This window comes from Geobacillus sp., assembly GCF_017515625.1.
GTDB lineage: Bacteria > Bacillota > Bacilli > Bacillales > Anoxybacillaceae > Geobacillus > Geobacillus stearothermophilus.
In genome coordinates, this window is the sequence record NZ_JAFWFM010000046.1 from 27,763 (window position 1) to 45,080 (window position 17,318).

General features: G+C 57.8%; 14 protein-coding genes and 1 other annotated feature. All 14 genes read left to right on the forward strand.

Going from position 1 to position 17,318, the window contains the following annotated elements; all coding sequences use genetic code 11:
* The first annotated feature begins 22 nt into the window (after positions 1–22).
* The 14 genes from IKE44_RS02955 (at position 23) to pyrE (ending at position 17,073) form a co-directional block, all read left to right on the forward strand.
* Positions 23–535: a DivIVA domain-containing protein gene (locus tag IKE44_RS02955; protein ID WP_147432129.1), complete on the forward strand. Its 513-nt coding sequence runs from the start codon at positions 23–25 to the stop codon at positions 533–535.
* 97 nt (positions 536–632) lie between these two features.
* Positions 633–853 (forward strand) — a binding site (T-box leader).
* 52 nt (positions 854–905) lie between these two features.
* Complete coding sequence (gene ileS, locus IKE44_RS02960) at positions 906–3,680, forward strand: isoleucine--tRNA ligase (protein ID WP_287464963.1); 2,775 nt, start codon at positions 906–908, stop codon at positions 3,678–3,680.
* 84 nt (positions 3,681–3,764) lie between these two features.
* Positions 3,765–4,256: a signal peptidase II gene (gene lspA, locus IKE44_RS02965; protein WP_080706535.1), complete on the forward strand. Its 492-nt coding sequence runs from the start codon at positions 3,765–3,767 to the stop codon at positions 4,254–4,256.
* Positions 4,257–5,171, forward strand: coding sequence for an RluA family pseudouridine synthase (locus IKE44_RS02970; RefSeq protein ID WP_287464964.1), 915 nt, complete (start codon positions 4,257–4,259; stop codon positions 5,169–5,171).
* 252 nt (positions 5,172–5,423) lie between these two features.
* Entirely contained in the window at positions 5,424–5,963 is a 540-nt protein-coding gene (gene pyrR / locus IKE44_RS02975; protein WP_033016128.1) for a bifunctional pyr operon transcriptional regulator/uracil phosphoribosyltransferase PyrR, read from the forward strand.
* Positions 5,964–6,120: 157 nt separating this feature from the next.
* The gene (locus IKE44_RS02980; protein WP_287464966.1) at positions 6,121–7,422 is read left to right on the forward strand and encodes a solute carrier family 23 protein; all 1,302 of its coding nucleotides are present in this window, start codon (positions 6,121–6,123) and stop codon (positions 7,420–7,422) included.
* A 170-nt stretch (positions 7,423–7,592) separates the two neighbouring features.
* Entirely contained in the window at positions 7,593–8,519 is a 927-nt protein-coding gene (locus IKE44_RS02985; protein WP_033016126.1) for an aspartate carbamoyltransferase catalytic subunit, read from the forward strand.
* Complete coding sequence (locus IKE44_RS02990; protein ID WP_287464967.1) at positions 8,482–9,768, forward strand: dihydroorotase; 1,287 nt, start codon at positions 8,482–8,484, stop codon at positions 9,766–9,768. The genes IKE44_RS02985 and IKE44_RS02990 overlap by 38 nt, the downstream gene beginning before the upstream one ends.
* A 1-nt stretch (position 9,769) precedes the next feature.
* Complete coding sequence (locus tag IKE44_RS02995; RefSeq protein ID WP_287464969.1) at positions 9,770–10,864, forward strand: carbamoyl phosphate synthase small subunit; 1,095 nt, start codon at positions 9,770–9,772, stop codon at positions 10,862–10,864.
* On the forward strand, positions 10,857–14,054 hold the full coding sequence (gene carB, locus IKE44_RS03000; protein ID WP_049624357.1) for a carbamoyl-phosphate synthase large subunit: 3,198 nt from the start codon (positions 10,857–10,859) through the stop codon (positions 14,052–14,054). The genes IKE44_RS02995 and carB overlap by 8 nt, the downstream gene beginning before the upstream one ends.
* Positions 14,051–14,824, forward strand: coding sequence for a dihydroorotate dehydrogenase electron transfer subunit (locus IKE44_RS03005; protein WP_049624358.1), 774 nt, complete (start codon positions 14,051–14,053; stop codon positions 14,822–14,824). The genes carB and IKE44_RS03005 overlap by 4 nt, the downstream gene beginning before the upstream one ends.
* The gene (locus IKE44_RS03010; RefSeq protein ID WP_033016100.1) at positions 14,821–15,762 is read left to right on the forward strand and encodes a dihydroorotate dehydrogenase; all 942 of its coding nucleotides are present in this window, start codon (positions 14,821–14,823) and stop codon (positions 15,760–15,762) included. Before IKE44_RS03005 ends, IKE44_RS03010 begins: the two co-directional genes overlap by 4 nt.
* Entirely contained in the window at positions 15,734–16,453 is a 720-nt protein-coding gene (gene pyrF / locus IKE44_RS03015; RefSeq protein WP_287464971.1) for an orotidine-5'-phosphate decarboxylase, read from the forward strand. The genes IKE44_RS03010 and pyrF overlap by 29 nt, the downstream gene beginning before the upstream one ends.
* Entirely contained in the window at positions 16,450–17,073 is a 624-nt protein-coding gene (gene pyrE, locus IKE44_RS03020) for an orotate phosphoribosyltransferase (RefSeq protein WP_287464973.1), read from the forward strand. Before pyrF ends, pyrE begins: the two co-directional genes overlap by 4 nt.
* Positions 17,074–17,318: the final 245 nt, after the last annotated feature.

Sequence of the window (17,318 nt, forward strand, 5' to 3'; positions counted from 1 at the left end):
GATGGAGACGGAGGTGGCCATTGTGCCGTTAACGCCATTGGATATTCACAATAAGGAATTCAGCCGCGGATTTCGCGGGTATGACGAAGATGAAGTGAATGAGTTTTTGGATCAAATTATTAAAGATTACGAAATGCTCATCCGTGAAAAAAAGCAGCTGGAGGAAAAAGTGGCCGAACTGACGGAAAAATTGAATTACTTTTCCAACATTGAAGAAACGTTAAATAAGTCGATTCTTGTGGCTCAGGAAGCAGCGGAAGAAGTGAAGCGCAACGCACAAAAAGAGGCGAAGCTGATCATTAAAGAAGCGGAGAAAAACGCGGAGCGCATCATCGGCGACGCGTTGGCCAAATCGCGGAAAATCGCGTTGGAAGTCGAAGAACTCAAGCGGCAGTCGAAAGTGTTCCGCGCTCGCTTCCGCATGCTCGTTGAGGCGCAGCTCGATATGATCAACAGCCGTGACTGGGACGAGTTGATGGAATACGAGACGCCTGATCTCGAAGAAGAGGTGAAAGAGCCGTTGTCTCAGCCTTGACGAACCGAGGCCATGTCGGGTATAATCATTGGCAAAAATCACTGCACCAGCCGCCGTGGGAGGCGGTTGGCTTTTTTCAGGATGAATAGCGAAATAGTCATCGACGATGAAAGGGATAGTAGCTCTTGAACGACCGGTCGCAGCGAGCTGGGGATGGTGGAAGCCTGGCATCGGCGCAAGAGTGAACATCACCCTGGAGTTCCATGCCGAACATCCAGTAGGCCATGGCGCGTCATTCCCGTTACGAATGAAAAGTGGGCTGTGCGTCGTTTGCATGGCCAAGAAGGGTGGTACCGCGAGACCGTTCTCGTCCCTTGCCGGGGGAGAACGGTTTTTTATTTGGAATCTAGCGTTCGAAGGAGGAGCAAGGATGGATTACAAAGAGACGCTGCTTATGCCGCAAACCGAGTTCCCGATGCGCGGCAACTTGCCGAAGCGGGAGCCGGAGATGCAAAAAAAATGGGAGGAAATGGACATTTACCGGAAAGTGCAGGAGCGGACGAAAGGGCGTCCGTTGTTCGTGCTGCATGACGGCCCGCCGTATGCCAACGGGGATATTCATATGGGCCATGCGCTGAACAAAATTTTAAAAGACATCATCGTCCGCTACAAATCGATGAGCGGCTATTGCGCGCCGTACGTGCCGGGCTGGGATACGCACGGCTTGCCGATCGAAACGGCGCTCGCGAAGCAAGGCGTCGACCGCAAATCGATGAGCGTCGCCGAGTTTCGCAAGTTGTGCGAGCAATACGCGTACGAGCAAATCGACAACCAGCGCCGGCAGTTTAAGCGGCTCGGCGTGCGCGGCGACTGGGACAACCCGTACATTACGCTCAAGCCGGAGTACGAAGCCCAGCAAATTAAAGTGTTCGGCGAAATGGCGAAAAAAGGGCTCATTTACAAAGGGTTGAAGCCGGTCTATTGGTCCCCGTCAAGCGAATCGGCGCTCGCTGAAGCGGAAATCGAATATAAAGACAAGCGTTCGCCGTCGATTTATGTCGCCTTCCCGGTGAAAGACGGCAAAGGCGTGCTTGAGGGCGATGAGCGAATCGTCATTTGGACGACGACGCCGTGGACGATTCCGGCGAACTTGGCGATCGCGGTTCATCCGGATTTGGATTACCATGTTGTCGATGTCAGCGGAAAACGGTATGTCGTCGCCGCCGCCTTGGCGGAATCGGTGGCGAAAGAAATCGGTTGGGACGCATGGTCGGTCGTCAAAACGGTCAAAGGAAACGAGCTTGAATACGTCGTGGCGAGACATCCGTTTTATGAGCGCGACTCGCTTGTCGTCTGCGGCGAACACGTCACGACCGACGCCGGCACGGGCTGCGTCCATACGGCGCCGGGCCACGGGGAAGACGACTTTCTCGTCGGGCAAAAATACGGGCTTCCCGTTCTTTGCCCGGTCGACGAGCGCGGCTATATGACGAGCGAAGCGCCGGGGTTTGAAGGAATGTTTTACGAAGACGCCAACAAGGCGATTACACAGAAGCTTGAGGAAGCCGGCGCTTTGCTGAAGCTTGGGTTTATCACCCACTCGTATCCGCACGACTGGCGGACGAAGCAGCCAACGATTTTCCGGGCGACAACGCAATGGTTTGCGTCGATCGATAAAATCCGCAGCGAGCTGCTTCAAGCGATTAAGGAAACGAAATGGATTCCGGAGTGGGGGGAAATCCGCATCCACAACATGGTGCGCGACCGCGGCGACTGGTGCATTTCCCGCCAACGCGCCTGGGGGGTGCCGATTCCGGTCTTTTACGGCGAAAACGGTGAACCGATCATCACCGATGAGACGATTGAGCATGTGTCGAACTTGTTCCGCCAATACGGGTCGAACGTCTGGTTTGAACGCGAGGCGAAAGACTTGCTGCCGGAAGGATTCACTCATCCGTCAAGGCCGAACGGCATCTTTACGAAAGAAACGGACATTATGGACGTCTGGTTTGACTCCGGTTCGTCGCACCAAGCCGTGTTGGTCGAACGCGATGATCTCGCGCGCCCGGCTGATCTGTACTTGGAAGGGTCCGACCAATATCGCGGCTGGTTCAACTCATCGCTGTCCACCGCCGTTGCCGTCACCGGCAAAGCGCCGTACAAAGGCGTGTTGAGCCACGGCTTTGTCTTGGACGGCGAAGGGCGGAAAATGAGCAAGTCGCTCGGCAACGTCGTCGTGCCGGCGAAAGTAATGGAACAGTTCGGCGCTGATATTTTGCGCCTTTGGGTCGCGTCGGTCGACTACCAAGCGGACGTGCGCATCTCCGACCATATTTTAAAACAAGTGTCGGAAGTGTACCGAAAAATCCGCAACACGTTCCGCTTTATGCTCGGCAACTTATTCGATTTTGACCCGAGCGAAAACGCCGTGCCGGTCGGGGAGCTGGGCGAAGTCGACCGCTACATGTTAGCGAAATTAAATAAACTCATCGCTAAAGTGAAAAAGGCGTATGACAGCTATGATTTTGCTGCTGTTTATCATGAGATGAACCATTTCTGCACCGTCGAGCTGAGCGCGTTTTACTTGGATATGGCGAAAGACATTTTGTACATCGAAGCGGCCGACTCGCGCGCCCGCCGCGCCGTGCAGACCGTATTGTATGAAACGGTCGTCGCATTGGCGAAGCTCATCGCGCCGATTTTGCCGCACACGGCCGATGAAGTGTGGGAGCATATCCCGAATCGAAGAGAAAACGTCGAAAGCATCCAGCTCACCGATATGCCAGAGCCGATCGCAATCGACGGCGAAGAAGCGCTGCTTTCGAAATGGGATGCGTTTATGAATGTGCGCGATGATATATTAAAAGCGCTCGAGAACGCGCGCAACGAAAAAGTGATCGGCAAATCGCTGACCGCGAGCGTCACCGTCTACCCGAAAGACGAGGCGCGGAAGCTGTTGGCGTCGCTTAATGCCGACTTGCGCCAGCTTCTCATCGTTTCCGCGTTTTCCGTTGCCGATGAGCCGTATGACGCCGCGCCGGCCGAAGCCGAGCGGCTCGACCACGTGGCCGTCCTCGTCCGCCCGGCGGAAGGCGAGACGTGCGAGCGGTGCTGGACGGTGACTCCAGCTGTCGGACAAGATCCATCCCACCCGACGCTTTGCCCGCGCTGCGCACATATCGTGAATGAACATTATTCAGCGTAACGAAAAGCGGCAGGCTGCCCCAAGGTAGCCTTGCCGCTTCATTTGTTTACCATGGCGAATTATGCTACAATGCAAAAAGGATGAATGAGAAGGACAGGGGGATTTGGCACGGTGGCATACTATTGGCTCGCGGCGGCGGTCATCATCCTCGATCAATGGACGAAATGGCTTGTCGTCCGCTATATGCGGCTTGGGGAAAGCATCCCGATCATCGACAACGTGCTCTACATTACGTCGCACCGCAATCGCGGCGCGGCGTGGGGCATACTAGAAGGGCAGTTTTGGCTCTTTTATTTAATTACGGTGATCGTCGTGGCGGCGATCGTGATTTACATCCGCCGCCTGAAGCCTTCCGAGCGCCTGGCCGGCGTGGGGCTTGGGCTGATGCTCGGCGGGGCGATCGGCAATTTTATCGACCGCGTATTCCGGAAAGAAGTGGTCGACTTTATTCATACGTACATCGGCACGTACAGCTTTCCGGTGTTCAATATCGCCGACTCGGCGCTGACCGTCGGCGTCATCTTGCTGTTTGTCCATATGTTTTTTTTCGCGACACCAGAGAAAGGGAATGAGTAGATGGACACGATCACGTTTCACATCGAAGACGAATATGACGGCGAGCGGATCGATAAAGTGATCGCGGCGCTAAATGACGAATGGTCGCGTTCGCAAGTGCAGCAATGGATCAAAAGCGGGCTTGTGACCGTCAATGGCGAGACGGTCAAGGCGAACTACAAATGCGAGGCAGGCGACGCGGTCGCCGTTTCACCGCCGGAGCCGGAGCCGCTCGAGGTCGAGCCGGAGCCGATTCCGCTTGACATTTATTATGAGGATGAGGATGTCCTTGTCGTCAACAAACCGCGCGGCATGGTCGTCCACCCGGCGCCCGGGCATATGCGCGGCACGCTGGTGAATGCGCTTCTCGCCCATTGCCGCGACTTGTCCTGGATCAACGGCGTGCTTCGCCCCGGCATCGTCCATCGCATTGACAAAGACACATCAGGACTATTGATGGTGGCGAAAAACGACGCCGCCCACCGCTCGCTCGTCGAGCAGCTGGTGAACAAAACGGTGACGCGCCGCTACAAGGCCATCGTCCACGGCGTCATTCCGCACGATTATGGCACGATCGATGCCCCGATCGGCCGCGACAAGCGCGATCGAAAGAAAATGGCCGTCACCGAAGAAAACGGGAAGGAAGCGGTCACCCATTTCCGCGTGCTCGAGCGGTTTCGCCATTATACGTATGTGGAGTGCCAGCTGGAAACGGGGCGGACGCACCAAATTCGCGTCCATATGAAATACATCGGCTACCCGCTCGCTGGCGACCCGCAATACGGGCCGAAAAAAACGCTCGCCATCGACGGCCAGGCGCTGCACGCCGGGGTGCTCGGCTTCCGTCATCCGAGAAGCGGCGAGTATTTGGAATTCGAAGCGCCACTGCCGCCGGAGTTTGCCGAGCTGCTTGACTGGCTGCGAAAAAACGATTGACAAACGAACACGCCCCCTTTACAATGAAAACAGGTGAACAGGAACCTTTAAGTTCAGTCCTGTGAGGCTGAAAAGGGGTCGGAATGACAAAGAAGGGCGATGTATGCCCATCTTGTTTGGCGATAAGCGCGCCATCCCCCGCTTCACAGGCGGGGGATTTTTTATGAAAACAGGCGGGAACGGCCTGGTTGGCGCGCCGCCTGCGGAAACACGCTGGCCGCGGCGTGCATGCGCTGTTAGGAGGTGGACGGAATGCAAAAGGCGGTCGTGATGGACGAACAGGCGATTCGCCGCGCTTTGACGCGCATCGCCCACGAAATCATCGAACGAAACAAAGGCATTGACGGCTGCGTGCTTGTCGGAATTAAAACGCGCGGCATTTACTTGGCGCGCCGCTTGGCGGAGCGGATCGAGCAAATTGAAGGGGCGTCCGTTCCCGTCGGTGAGCTTGACATCACCTTGTACCGCGACGATTTGACCGTGAAGACGGACGACCATGAACCGCTTGTGAAAGGAACGAATGTGCCGTTTCCGGTGAGCGAGCGGAATGTCATTTTAGTCGATGATGTGCTGTTTACCGGCCGGACGGTGCGGGCGGCGATGGATGCGGTCATGGATTTGGGCCGCCCGTCGCGCATCCAGCTCGCCGTGCTTGTCGACCGCGGCCACAGGGAACTGCCGATCCGCGCTGATTTCGTCGGCAAAAACGTGCCGACCTCCCGTTCGGAGCTGATTGTCGTCGAGCTTTCCGAAGTGGACGGCGTTGACCAAGTGTCGATTCATGAGAAATAAAACAGCTCCCTTTTAAGCGCAGTCCCGTGAGGCTGCAAAAGGGGCGGAATCGTTTCGGGCGTTTCTGCACCCTCTTTGCGCCTTCATGGGCAAAGAGGGTGTTTTTGTGCACACTAAAAAACGAACTTCGCTCATTTGGCGAAAGGAGAGGCGAAAGATGAACAAACCGGTGTTGGATATTCAAGACCGCCCGACTGTGGGGCAATGGGTGACGTTAAGCTTGCAGCATTTGTTCGCCATGTTTGGGGCGACGATTTTAGTGCCGTACTTAGTCGGGTTGGATCCGTCGATCGCCTTGCTGACAAGCGGGCTTGGAACATTGGCGTTTTTGCTCATTACGAAATGGCAGGTGCCGGCGTATCTTGGCTCCTCGTTCGCCTACATCGCGCCGATCATCGCGGCGAAAACGGCCGGCGGCCCGGGAGCGGCGATGATTGGCAGCTTCCTCGCCGGATTGGTGTACGGGGTTGTCGCCCTCATCATTAAAAAAGCCGGCTACCGCTGGGTGATGAAGCTGCTGCCGCCGGTTGTCGTCGGTCCGGTCATCATCGTCATCGGTCTCGGCTTAGCCGGCACGGCGGTCGGGATGGCGATGAACGGCCCGGACGGCAAATACAGCCTGCTTCATTTCTCGGTGGTGCTTGTGACGCTCGCGGCCACGATCGTCTGCTCGGTGCTTGCGCGCGGCATGTTGAGCTTGATTCCGGTGCTTGTCGGCATCGTTGTCGGCTACGTTTACGCCCTCGCTGTCGGACTGGTTGACTTGTCGAAAGTGGCGGCGGCGAAATGGTTCGAATGGCCGGATTTCTTGATTCCGTTTGCCGATTATCCGGTGCGCATCACTGCCGAGATCGTCATGCTCATGGTGCCGGTGGCGATCGTCACCTTGTCCGAGCATATCGGCCACCAGCTTGTGTTAAGCAAAGTCGTCGGCCGCGACCTCATTCAAAAACCGGGGCTGCACCGCTCGATTTTAGGGGACGGAACGGCGACGATGATCTCCGCCTTGCTTGGCGGTCCGCCGAAAACGACGTACGGGGAAAACATCGGTGTGCTGGCGATCACCCGCGTCTACAGTGTCTACGTGCTGGCCGGCGCGGCGGTCATCGCGATCGCTTTCGGCTTCGTCGGCAAAATCACGGCGCTGATCAGCTCGATTCCGACGCCGGTCATGGGCGGTGTGTCGATCTTGCTGTTTGGCATCATCGCCTCGTCCGGACTGCGCATGTTGATCGACAGCCGCGTCGATTTCGGCCAGACGCGCAATTTAGTCATCGCCTCGGTCATCTTGGTCATCGGCATCGGCGGAGCGGTGCTGAAAATCAGCGACAGCTTCCAAATCACCGGGATGGCGCTCTCGGCCATTGTCGGCGTCCTGCTCAACTTAGTGCTGCCGGGGCGTCCGCAAGAAGAGGAAAACTTATTTGAAGCTGAAAACGATAGCGGCGATGTTGCCTAAATCGAATACAAAACACCTTTTAATTAAGTCCCGTGAGGCTTAAAAAGGTGTGAAAACAGGCGCATCCAGGGCCGGAGTGCACCTTCTCCGGTTCTGCCATGCGCCGATCGTCACACCTTGCCCAGCCGGCAAGGTGTTTTTTTGCAAAAAAAAGAAAGGGAGAGAGGCCAATGACCCATCTTTTTACATTGAGCGAACTGCCGCTTTCCGACATCACCCGGCTGCTTGATGAAGCGGAAGCGTTCCGCCGCGGCCGCGCTTGGCGCCCGGCCGCGCCGATGTACGTCGCCAACTTGTTTTTCGAACCGAGCACGCGCACGAAATGCAGCTTCGAGATGGCGGAACGGAAGCTTGGGCTTCATGTCATTCCATTTGACCCGGAACGCTCGAGCGTGCAAAAAGGGGAGACGCTGTACGATACCGTACGGACGCTTGAGGCGATCGGCGTCGATGCGGTTGTCATCCGCCATCACGAAGATGCGTATTTCGAAGCGCTCCGCCATGCGGTCGGCATTCCGATCATCAACGCCGGTGACGGCTGCGGGCACCATCCGACCCAGTCGCTCTTGGATTTATTGACGATCCGCCAAGAGTTTGGCGCCTTCACTGGCTTGACGGTGGCGATCATCGGCGACATCCGTCATAGCCGCGTCGCCCGCTCCAATGCGGAAGTGTTGACACGATTGGGCGCGAACGTCCTGTTTTCCGGACCGGCGGAGTGGAAAGATGAAACGAATCCGTACGGGACGTATGTCGAAGTCGACGAGGCCATCGCCCGCGCCGATGTCGTAATGCTGTTACGCATCCAACATGAACGCCATGCGGAAACGATGGGGCTGACAAAAGAAGAGTACCATGCGCGGTACGGGCTGACGCTTGAGCGGGCGCGGCGGATGAAATCGGGCGCCATCATCTTGCACCCGGCGCCGGTCAACCGCGGGGTCGAAATCGCCAGCGAACTTGTCGAAGCGAAGGCATCGCGCATTTTTAAACAAATGGAAAACGGCGTCTACGTCCGGATGGCTGTCTTAAAACGGGCAATGGAAGGGAGAATGGAGCATGGACGTATGGCTGAAAAATGGCATGTCGTTCAATGAAGATGGGAAATTGGTGCGGACACATCTCAAAATGGAACACGGAACCATTGCGGCGATCCTGTATGAACAGCCGCTCGAAGCGGATGGGGAGGACGTGATCGACGTCGGCGGCCGTCTCATCGCTCCCGGCTTGATTGACTTGCACGTTCATTTGCGCGAACCAGGCGGCGAGGCGAAAGAAACGATTGAAACGGGCACGCTCGCCGCGGCGAAAGGCGGTTTTACGACGGTTGCCGCCATGCCGAACACAAATCCGGTGCCGGACCGGAAAGAGCAGATGGAATGGCTGCAAGCCCGCATCCGCGAAACGGCGCGCGTCAACGTGCTTCCGTACGCGGCGATCACGATTGGGCAAAAAGGGGAGGAGCTGACCGATTTTGCGGCACTAAAAGAAGCAGGGGCGTTCGCCTTTACCGATGACGGCGTCGGCGTCCAGTCGGCCGGGATGATGTTTGAAGCGATGAAACAGGCGGCGGCGCTCGATATGGCGATCGTTGCCCATTGCGAGGACGACACGCTGACAAACGGCGGAGCGGTGCATGACGGCGAGTTCGCCCGCCGGCATGGGCTCGCCGGCATTCCATCCGTCTGCGAGGCGGTGCACATCGCCCGCGACGTCTTGCTTGCCGAGGCAGCCGGATGCCATTATCACGTCTGCCATATCAGCACGAAAGAGTCGGTGCGCGCCGTCCGCGACGCGAAGCGGGCGGGCATCCGCGTCACGGCCGAAGTGACGCCGCACCATTTGCTCTTGTGCGACGAAGACATTCCAGGGTTGGATGCAAACTACAAAATGAACCCGCCACTGCGCAGCCGCGCGGACCGCGAGGCGCTCATTGAGGGCCTGCTCGATGGCACGATCGATTTTATCGCTACGGATCATGCGCCGCATACAGCAGTGGAAAAAGCGAAAGGCATCGAGGCGGCGCCGTTTGGCATCGTCGGGCTCGAGACGGCGTTTCCGCTCTTATATACCCATTTCGTCAAAACAGGCGTGTTTACATTAAAGCAGCTTGTCGACTGGCTGACGATCAAGCCGGCGCAATGTTTTGGCCTTAAGGCCGGACGGCTTGCCGTCGGGGCGCCGGCGGACATTGCGGTCATCGATTTGGAAACGGAAGAAGCGATTGATCCCGAGACGTTTGCCTCAAAAGGGAAAAATACGCCGTTTGCCGGCTGGAAATGCCAAGGCTGGCCGGTGATGACGTTTGTCGGCGGAACACTCGTATGGAAGAAAGGAAGAGAATGACATGAAACGGCAGCTCATTTTGGAAGACGGTTCGTTTTTTGTCGGCGAAGCGTTTGGCAGCACGAAAGAGACGACCGGCGAAGTCGTCTTTAACACCGGCATGACCGGGTATCAAGAAATTTTGACCGACCCGTCGTATTGCGGGCAAATTGTGACGATGACGTATCCATTGATCGGCAACTACGGCATCAACCGCGACGACTTTGAAGCGATCCGCCCGTCCGTGCACGGATTCATCGTCAAAGAAGCGTGCCTCATGCCGTCCAACTGGCGCGGCGAACTGACGCTGGATGAGTATTTAAAAGAAAAAGACATTCCGGGACTCGCGGGCATTGACACGCGCAAACTGACACGGGTCATCCGCCAGCACGGAACGCTGAAAGGAATGATTTGCGGGCTGGATGTCCATCCGGCGGAAGCAGCAGCCAAGCTGCGGGCGATGGAGTGGCCGCGCGACCAAGTGCGGCGCGTCTCAACAAAAAGCGCCTACCCAAGCCCGGGGCGCGGCGAGCGCGTCGTCTTGATCGACTTTGGGATGAAGCACGGCATTTTGCGCGAACTGAACAAGCGAAACTGCGATGTCATCGTGTTGCCGTACAATGCGACGGCGGAAGACGTATTGAGCTGGCATCCGGATGGGGTCATGCTTTCCAATGGACCGGGCGACCCGAAAGACGTGCCGGAAGCGATCGAGATGATCCGCGGGATCTTGGGCAAAGCGCCGCTCTTTGGCATCTGCCTCGGCCATCAGCTGTTCGCCTTGGCATGCGGGGCGAATATGGAGAAGATGAAATTCGGCCATCGCGGCTCGAACCATCCGGTCAAAGACTTGCGCACCGACAAAGTCGCCATCACGGCGCAAAACCATGGTTATACGGTCACGCATGAATCGCTTGCCGGCACGCGTCTTGAAGTGACGCATGTCGCCTTAAACGACGGCACGGTCGAAGGGCTCCGCCATCTCGATTTCCCGGCGTTTACGGTGCAATACCATCCGGAAGCGTCGCCGGGGCCGGAAGATGCGAATTCGCTGTTTGACGAGTTTTTGGCGCTCATCCGCCAGTTCAACAAGAAAGGAGAAGTCATCCATGCCTAAACGCCGCGACATTGAAACGATTTTAGTCATCGGCTCGGGGCCGATCGTCATCGGCCAGGCGGCCGAGTTCGACTACGCAGGGACGCAAGCGTGCTTAGCCCTAAAAGAAGAAGGATACAAAGTCATTCTGGTGAACTCAAACCCGGCGACGATCATGACCGATACGGAAATCGCCGATAAAGTCTATATGGAGCCGCTGACGCTCGATTTTGTCGCCCGCATCATCCGCAAAGAGCGGCCGGACGCGATTTTGCCGACGCTCGGCGGCCAAACGGGCCTTAACTTGGCGGTGGAGCTGGCCAAAGCCGGGGTGCTCGAGGAGTGCGGCGTCGAAATTCTCGGCACGAAGCTTGAAGCAATCGAAAAAGCGGAAGACCGCGAACAGTTCCGCGCCCTCATGAACGAGCTTGGCGAGCCGGTGCCGGAAAGCGCGATTATTCACAGCTTGGAGGAAGCGTACGCCTTTGTCGAACAAATCGGCTATCCGGTCATCGTCCGTCCGGCGTTCACGCTCGGCGGCACGGGCGGGGGCATTTGCACGAACGAAGAAGAGCTTGTCGAGATTGTGTCAACCGGCCTGAAGCTGAGTCCGGTGCACCAATGCTTGCTTGAACGGAGCATCGCCGGCTACAAGGAAATCGAATACGAAGTGATGCGCGACGCCAACGACAACGCGATCGTCGTCTGCAACATGGAAAACATCGATCCGGTCGGCATTCATACGGGTGATTCGATCGTCGTCGCCCCGAGCCAGACGTTAAGCGACCGCGAGTATCAGCTGCTCCGCAACGCGTCGCTTAAGATCATCCGCGCGCTTGGCATCGAAGGCGGCTGCAACGTCCAGCTGGCGCTTGACCCGGACAGCTTCCGCTATTACGTCATTGAAGTGAACCCGCGCGTCAGCCGCTCGTCGGCGTTGGCGTCCAAAGCAACGGGGTATCCGATCGCGAAACTGGCGGCGAAAATCGCCGTCGGGTTGACGCTTGATGAAATGATCAACCCGGTCACCGGGAAAACGTACGCCTGCTTCGAGCCGGCGCTCGATTATGTCGTCACGAAAATTCCGCGCTTTCCGTTTGACAAATTTGAATCGGCGAACCGCCGCCTTGGCACGCAAATGAAAGCGACCGGCGAAGTGATGGCGATCGGCCGGACGTTTGAAGAATCGCTGTTAAAAGCGGTTCGTTCGCTCGAGATCGGGGTGCATCATCTGGAATTGAACGAGGCGAAAACGGCCGCCGACGACGTGATGGAAAAACGGATCCGCAAGGCGGGCGATGAGCGGCTCTTTTACATCGCCGAGGCGCTCCGCCGCGGGGTGACGGTCGATACGTTGCATGAATGGAGCCAAATTGACCGCTTTTTCCTGCATAAGATTCAAAACATTATTGAGATGGAAACGGTCTTGAAAAACCACCCGGACGACCTTGACGTGTTAAAAAAAGCGAAGGGGCTCGGCTTCTCCGATGCGGCGATAGCGGCATTATGGAACAAAACGGAGCGCGACGTTTACGCGCTGCGCCGCCAGGAAGGCATCGTGCCGGTGTACAAAATGGTCGATACGTGCGCGGCCGAGTTCACGTCGGAAACGCCGTACTACTACAGCACGTACGAGGAAGAAAATGAATCGATCGTGACGGAAAAACCGAGTGTCATCGTGCTTGGTTCCGGCCCGATCCGCATCGGCCAAGGGATTGAGTTTGACTACGCGACCGTCCATTGCGTCTTTGCGATCAAACAAGCCGGCTACGAGGCGATCATCATCAACAACAACCCGGAAACGGTCTCGACCGATTTCAGCACATCGGACAAACTGTATTTCGAACCGTTGACGGCTGAAGATGTGATGCATGTCATCGACCTCGAACAGCCGGTCGGCGTCATCGTCCAATTCGGCGGTCAGACGGCCATCAACTTGGCGGCGGAACTCGAAGCGCGCGGCGTCCGCTTGCTTGGGACGACGCTTGAAGATTTGGACCGTGCCGAAGACCGCGACAAATTTGAACAGGCGCTCTCAGAGCTTGGCATTCCGAAACCGGCCGGCAAAACGGCTGTTTCGGTCGAAGAAGCGGTTGCCATCGCCGAAGAAATCGGCTATCCGGTGCTCGTCCGCCCATCGTACGTGCTCGGCGGCCGGGCGATGGAAATTGTCTACAACCGCGAAGAGCTGCTTCATTACATGGAACATGCCGTGCGCGTCAATCCGCAGCACCCGGTGCTCGTTGACCGGTACATCACCGGCAAGGAAGTCGAAGTCGACGCCATCGCCGACGGCGAGACGGTCGTCATTCCGGGGATCATGGAACATATCGAACGGGCCGGCGTCCATTCCGGCGACTCGATCGCCGTCTATCCGCCGCAAACGTTAAGCGATGACGTCATCGCAAAAATTACCGACTATACGGTGAAACTGGCGCGCGGGCTGCATATTGTCGGGCTGTTGAACATCCAGTTCGTCGTCGCAGGCAGCGACGTCTACGTCTTGGAAGTGAACCCGCGCTCAAGCCGCACGGTGCCGTTTTTAAGCAAAATCACCGGCGTGCCGATGGCGAATCTCGCCACGAAAGCCATTTTAGGGGCGAAGCTCGCCGACATGGGTTATGAGACGGGCGTCTGCCCGGTGCGCCCCGGCGTGTACGTGAAAGTGCCGGTGTTCTCGTTTGCGAAATTGCGCAACGTCGACATTTCGCTCGGCCCGGAAATGAAATCGACCGGCGAAGTGATCGGCAAAGACGTGACGTTTGAAAAAGCGCTCTATAAGGGGCTCGTCGCCTCCGGCATCCAGATCCAGCCGCATGGGGCGGTGTTGTTGACGGTGGCCGACAAAGACAAAGAAGAAGCCGTCGAGCTGGCGCGCCGCTTTGCCGACATCGGCTACCAGCTGTTGGCGACGAACGGCACGGCGGAAACGTTGAAAGCGGCCGGCATTCCGGTGACGGTCGTCAATAAAATCCACTCGGCGTCACCGAACATTTTGGATGTCATCCGCCAAGGGAAGGCGCAAGTCGTCATCAACACGCTGACGAAAGGGAAGCAGCCGGAAAGCGACGGCTTCCGCATCCGCCGCGAAGCGGTCGAAAACGGCATCCCGTGCTTGACGTCGCTCGATACGGCCCGGGCGATGCTGCAAGTGCTCGAATCGATGACGTTTTCAACGACAGCGATGACGGAAGGGCTGGTGCGCTCATGATCGGCCGCGAACGAATGACGGTCGCAAGCCAGCGGCGGATCGCCGAGCGGACGTATGAATTGACGCTTGCTGGTCGCCTCGTGCAACAGATGAAACAGCCGGGCCAGTTCGTCCATGTGAAGGTAGCGGCAACGGCCGATCCGCTTTTGCGCCGCCCGCTCAGCCTTTGCCATATCGATCGGGAGCGCGGACAGTGCACGATCATCTACCGCCAGGAAGGAAAAGGCACCGCGCTGTTGGCGCAAAAACAGCCGGGCGATGCGGTCGATGTGCTCGGCCCGCTCGGCAACGGCTTTCCGCTCGAGGCCGCGCCGGCCGGCGGCCGCGCGCTGCTGGTCGGCGGCGGCATCGGCGTCCCGCCGCTCTATGAACTGGCGAAACAGCTCACAAAGCGCGGCGTCAAAGTGGTGAGCGTGCTCGGGTTTCAAACGAAAGCGGCGGTCTTTTACGAAGAGGAATTTGCCGCGTTCGGCGAGACGCATGTCGCGACCGATGACGGCTCGCACGGAACGGCCGGGCGCGTCACCGATGTGATCGAAGCGCGTTCGCTTGAGTTTGACGTCTTGTACGCCTGCGGTCCGAAGCCGATGCTTCGGGCGCTTGCGGAACGGTTTCCGAACCGGCCGGTGTACGTGTCGCTCGAGGAGCGGATGGGCTGCGGCGTCGGGGCGTGTTTCGCCTGCGTCTGCCATGTGCCAGGGAGCGAGACGGCGTATAAAAAAGTATGCAGCGACGGCCCGGTGTTTCGGGCCGGGGAGGTGGTGCTATGAACCGGCTTGCGGTCGAACTGCCGGGTCTTTCGCTCAAAAACCCGATCATGCCGGCGTCCGGCTGTTTTGGATTTGGCCGCGAGTACGCCCGGTTTTACGATTTAAGCGTGTTAGGCGCCATTATGATCAAGGCGACGACAAAAGAGCCGCGCTTTGGCAACCCGACACCAAGGGTGGCAGAAACGCCGGGCGGGATGTTAAACGCCATCGGCCTGCAAAACCCCGGCCTTGACAAAGTGCTCGAAGAAGAACTGCCGTGGCTTGAACAGTTTGACGTACCGATCATCGCCAACATCGCTGGCTCGACGGTGGAAGAGTACGTCGAGGTAGCCGAAGCGATTTCCAAAGCGCCCAATGTCCATGCGTTAGAGCTCAACATTTCCTGCCCAAACGTGAAAAAAGGCGGGATTGCGTTCGGCACCGTGCCGGACGTGGCCGCGGAACTGACGCGGCTTGTCAAAGAAGTGTCCGCCGTGCCGGTTTACGTGAAGCTGTCTCCGAACGTCACCGACATCGTCGCGATGGCGAAAGCCATTGAACAAGCGGGCGCCGATGGCTTGACGATGATCAACACGCTCGTTGGCATGCGCATCGACGTGAAAACAGGCCGGCCCGTTTTGGCCAACGGCACCGGCGGCTTATCTGGCCCGGCGGTCAAGCCAATCGCCATTCGCATGATTTATGAAGTGAGCCAAGCGGTGTCGATTCCGATCATCGGCATGGGCGGTGTGCAAACGGCGGAAGACGTGCTCGAGTTTTTCTACGCCGGCGCGAGCGCGGTTGCGGTCGGCACAGCCAACTTCGTCGATCCGTTCGTCTGCCCGACGATCATCAACGACCTGCCGGCGCTGTTGGACGACCTCGGGATCGGCCACATTTCCGAATGCATAGGAAGGAGCTGGAAGACCGGTGCACACGCCGTTCATTGTCGCGCTTGATTTCCCATCAAAACAAGAGGTGGAGCGGTTTTTGCGGCCGTTTGCCGGAACGCCGCTGTTCGTCAAAGTCGGCATGGAGCTGTACTATCAGGAAGGTCCAGCCATCGTCGCGTTTCTCAAAGAACAAGGACATGCCGTCTTTTTAGACTTAAAACTGCACGACATCCCAAATACGGTGAAACAGGCGATGAAAGGGCTCGCCCGTGTCGGCGCCGATTTGGTGAACGTCCACGCCGCCGGCGGCCGGCGCATGATGGAAGCGGCGATCGAGGGGCTTGACGCCGGCACGCCAAGCGGCGCCGCCCGACCGCGCTGCATCGCCGTCACCCAGCTGACAAGCACGGACGAGCGAATGCTTCATGAGGAGCTGTGGATTTCCCGCCCGCTTGCGGAAACAGTCGCCCATTACGCCGCCTTGGCGAACGAAAGCGGCCTTGACGGCGTCGTCTGCTCGGCGAACGAAGCGCCGCTCATCAAAGAACGGTGCGGCGCCTCGTTCCTCGCCGTCACCCCGGGCATCCGCTTTGCCGATGAGGCAGCGCACGACCAAGTGCGCGTCGTCACCCCAAGGAAAGCGCGTGCGCTTGGTTCTGACTACATCGTCATCGGCCGCAGCCTCACCCGCGCCGCCGATCCGCTCAGGACGTATGCCCGCCTGCAGCACGAATGGAACGGAGGAGAGAAAGAATGAAACACGACATCGCCGCCAAACTGCTTCAAATCGGGGCGGTCGCCCTGCAGCCGAACGAACCGTTTACATGGTCTTCGGGCTTGAAATCGCCGATTTACTGCGACAACCGCCTGACGCTCGCTTACCCCGACGTGCGCCGCCTGATCGCCGCCGGCCTCGCCGAACTCATCCGCACCCAGTTTCCCGAAGCGGATCTCATCGCCGGCACCGCAACCGCCGGCATCCCGCACGCCGCTTGGGTGAGCGAACGGCTCGGGCTGCCGATGTGCTACGTCCGCAGCCAGGCGAAAGCGCACGGCAAAGGAAAACAAATTGAAGGCCAAGCCGAACCGGGCCAGCGCGTGGTCGTTATCGAAGACTTGATCTCGACGGGCGGCAGCTCGCTTGCGGCCGTCCGCGCCTTGAAAGAGGCGGGCTGCGAGGTGCTGGGCGTCGCCGCCATTTTCACATACGGGCTCGAAAAAGCGAAACAGGCGTTTGCCGAAGAGAATTTGCCTGCCTACACGCTTACGGACTACAACACCCTCATCGAAACGGCCGTCCGCCTTGGCGCCGTCAGCGAGCACGACTTGGCGACATTGCGAAAATGGCGGGAGAATCCGGAGGAGTGGGGGAAATAAAATCAACGCAAGCGAAAAGGGGCTGACGCAAAAGCCCCTTTTTGATGAAATTTCACCTCACATTTCGCACCCTAGCAGGGCTGAAAGAAAGAATTTTTTATTTCACCCGTGGTGCTAGATAAACTTGATCAAGCATAAAAATAGCCCTTGCTGGCGGATCTCCAGTAGAATGAAAGTGTCACCCAACATTCGAAAGGAGAGATCCCCCATGCAAGAGCACTTTCATTTTACTACAGATCCAGCCA

What these genes read in the sequence shown, in the direction of transcription:
- lspA (WP_080706535.1), top strand. Translation starts at nt 3,765, where the DNA reads ATGAGAAGGACAGGGGGATTTGGCACGGTGGCATACTATTGGCTCGCG.
- carB (WP_049624357.1), top strand. Translation starts at nt 10,857, where the DNA reads ATGCCTAAACGCCGCGACATTGAAACGATTTTAGTCATCGGCTCGGGG.
- IKE44_RS02985 (WP_033016126.1), top strand. Translation starts at nt 7,593, where the DNA reads ATGACCCATCTTTTTACATTGAGCGAACTGCCGCTTTCCGACATCACC.
- IKE44_RS03010 (WP_033016100.1), top strand. Translation starts at nt 14,821, where the DNA reads ATGAACCGGCTTGCGGTCGAACTGCCGGGTCTTTCGCTCAAAAACCCG.
- pyrR (WP_033016128.1), top strand. Translation starts at nt 5,424, where the DNA reads ATGCAAAAGGCGGTCGTGATGGACGAACAGGCGATTCGCCGCGCTTTG.
- IKE44_RS02990 (WP_287464967.1), top strand. Translation starts at nt 8,482, where the DNA reads ATGGACGTATGGCTGAAAAATGGCATGTCGTTCAATGAAGATGGGAAA.
- IKE44_RS02995 (WP_287464969.1), top strand. Translation starts at nt 9,770, where the DNA reads ATGAAACGGCAGCTCATTTTGGAAGACGGTTCGTTTTTTGTCGGCGAA.
- ileS (WP_287464963.1), top strand. Translation starts at nt 906, where the DNA reads ATGGATTACAAAGAGACGCTGCTTATGCCGCAAACCGAGTTCCCGATG.
- pyrE (WP_287464973.1), top strand. Translation starts at nt 16,450, where the DNA reads ATGAAACACGACATCGCCGCCAAACTGCTTCAAATCGGGGCGGTCGCC.
- IKE44_RS03005 (WP_049624358.1), top strand. Translation starts at nt 14,051, where the DNA reads ATGATCGGCCGCGAACGAATGACGGTCGCAAGCCAGCGGCGGATCGCC.
- IKE44_RS02970 (WP_287464964.1), top strand. Translation starts at nt 4,257, where the DNA reads ATGGACACGATCACGTTTCACATCGAAGACGAATATGACGGCGAGCGG.
- IKE44_RS02980 (WP_287464966.1), top strand. Translation starts at nt 6,121, where the DNA reads ATGAACAAACCGGTGTTGGATATTCAAGACCGCCCGACTGTGGGGCAA.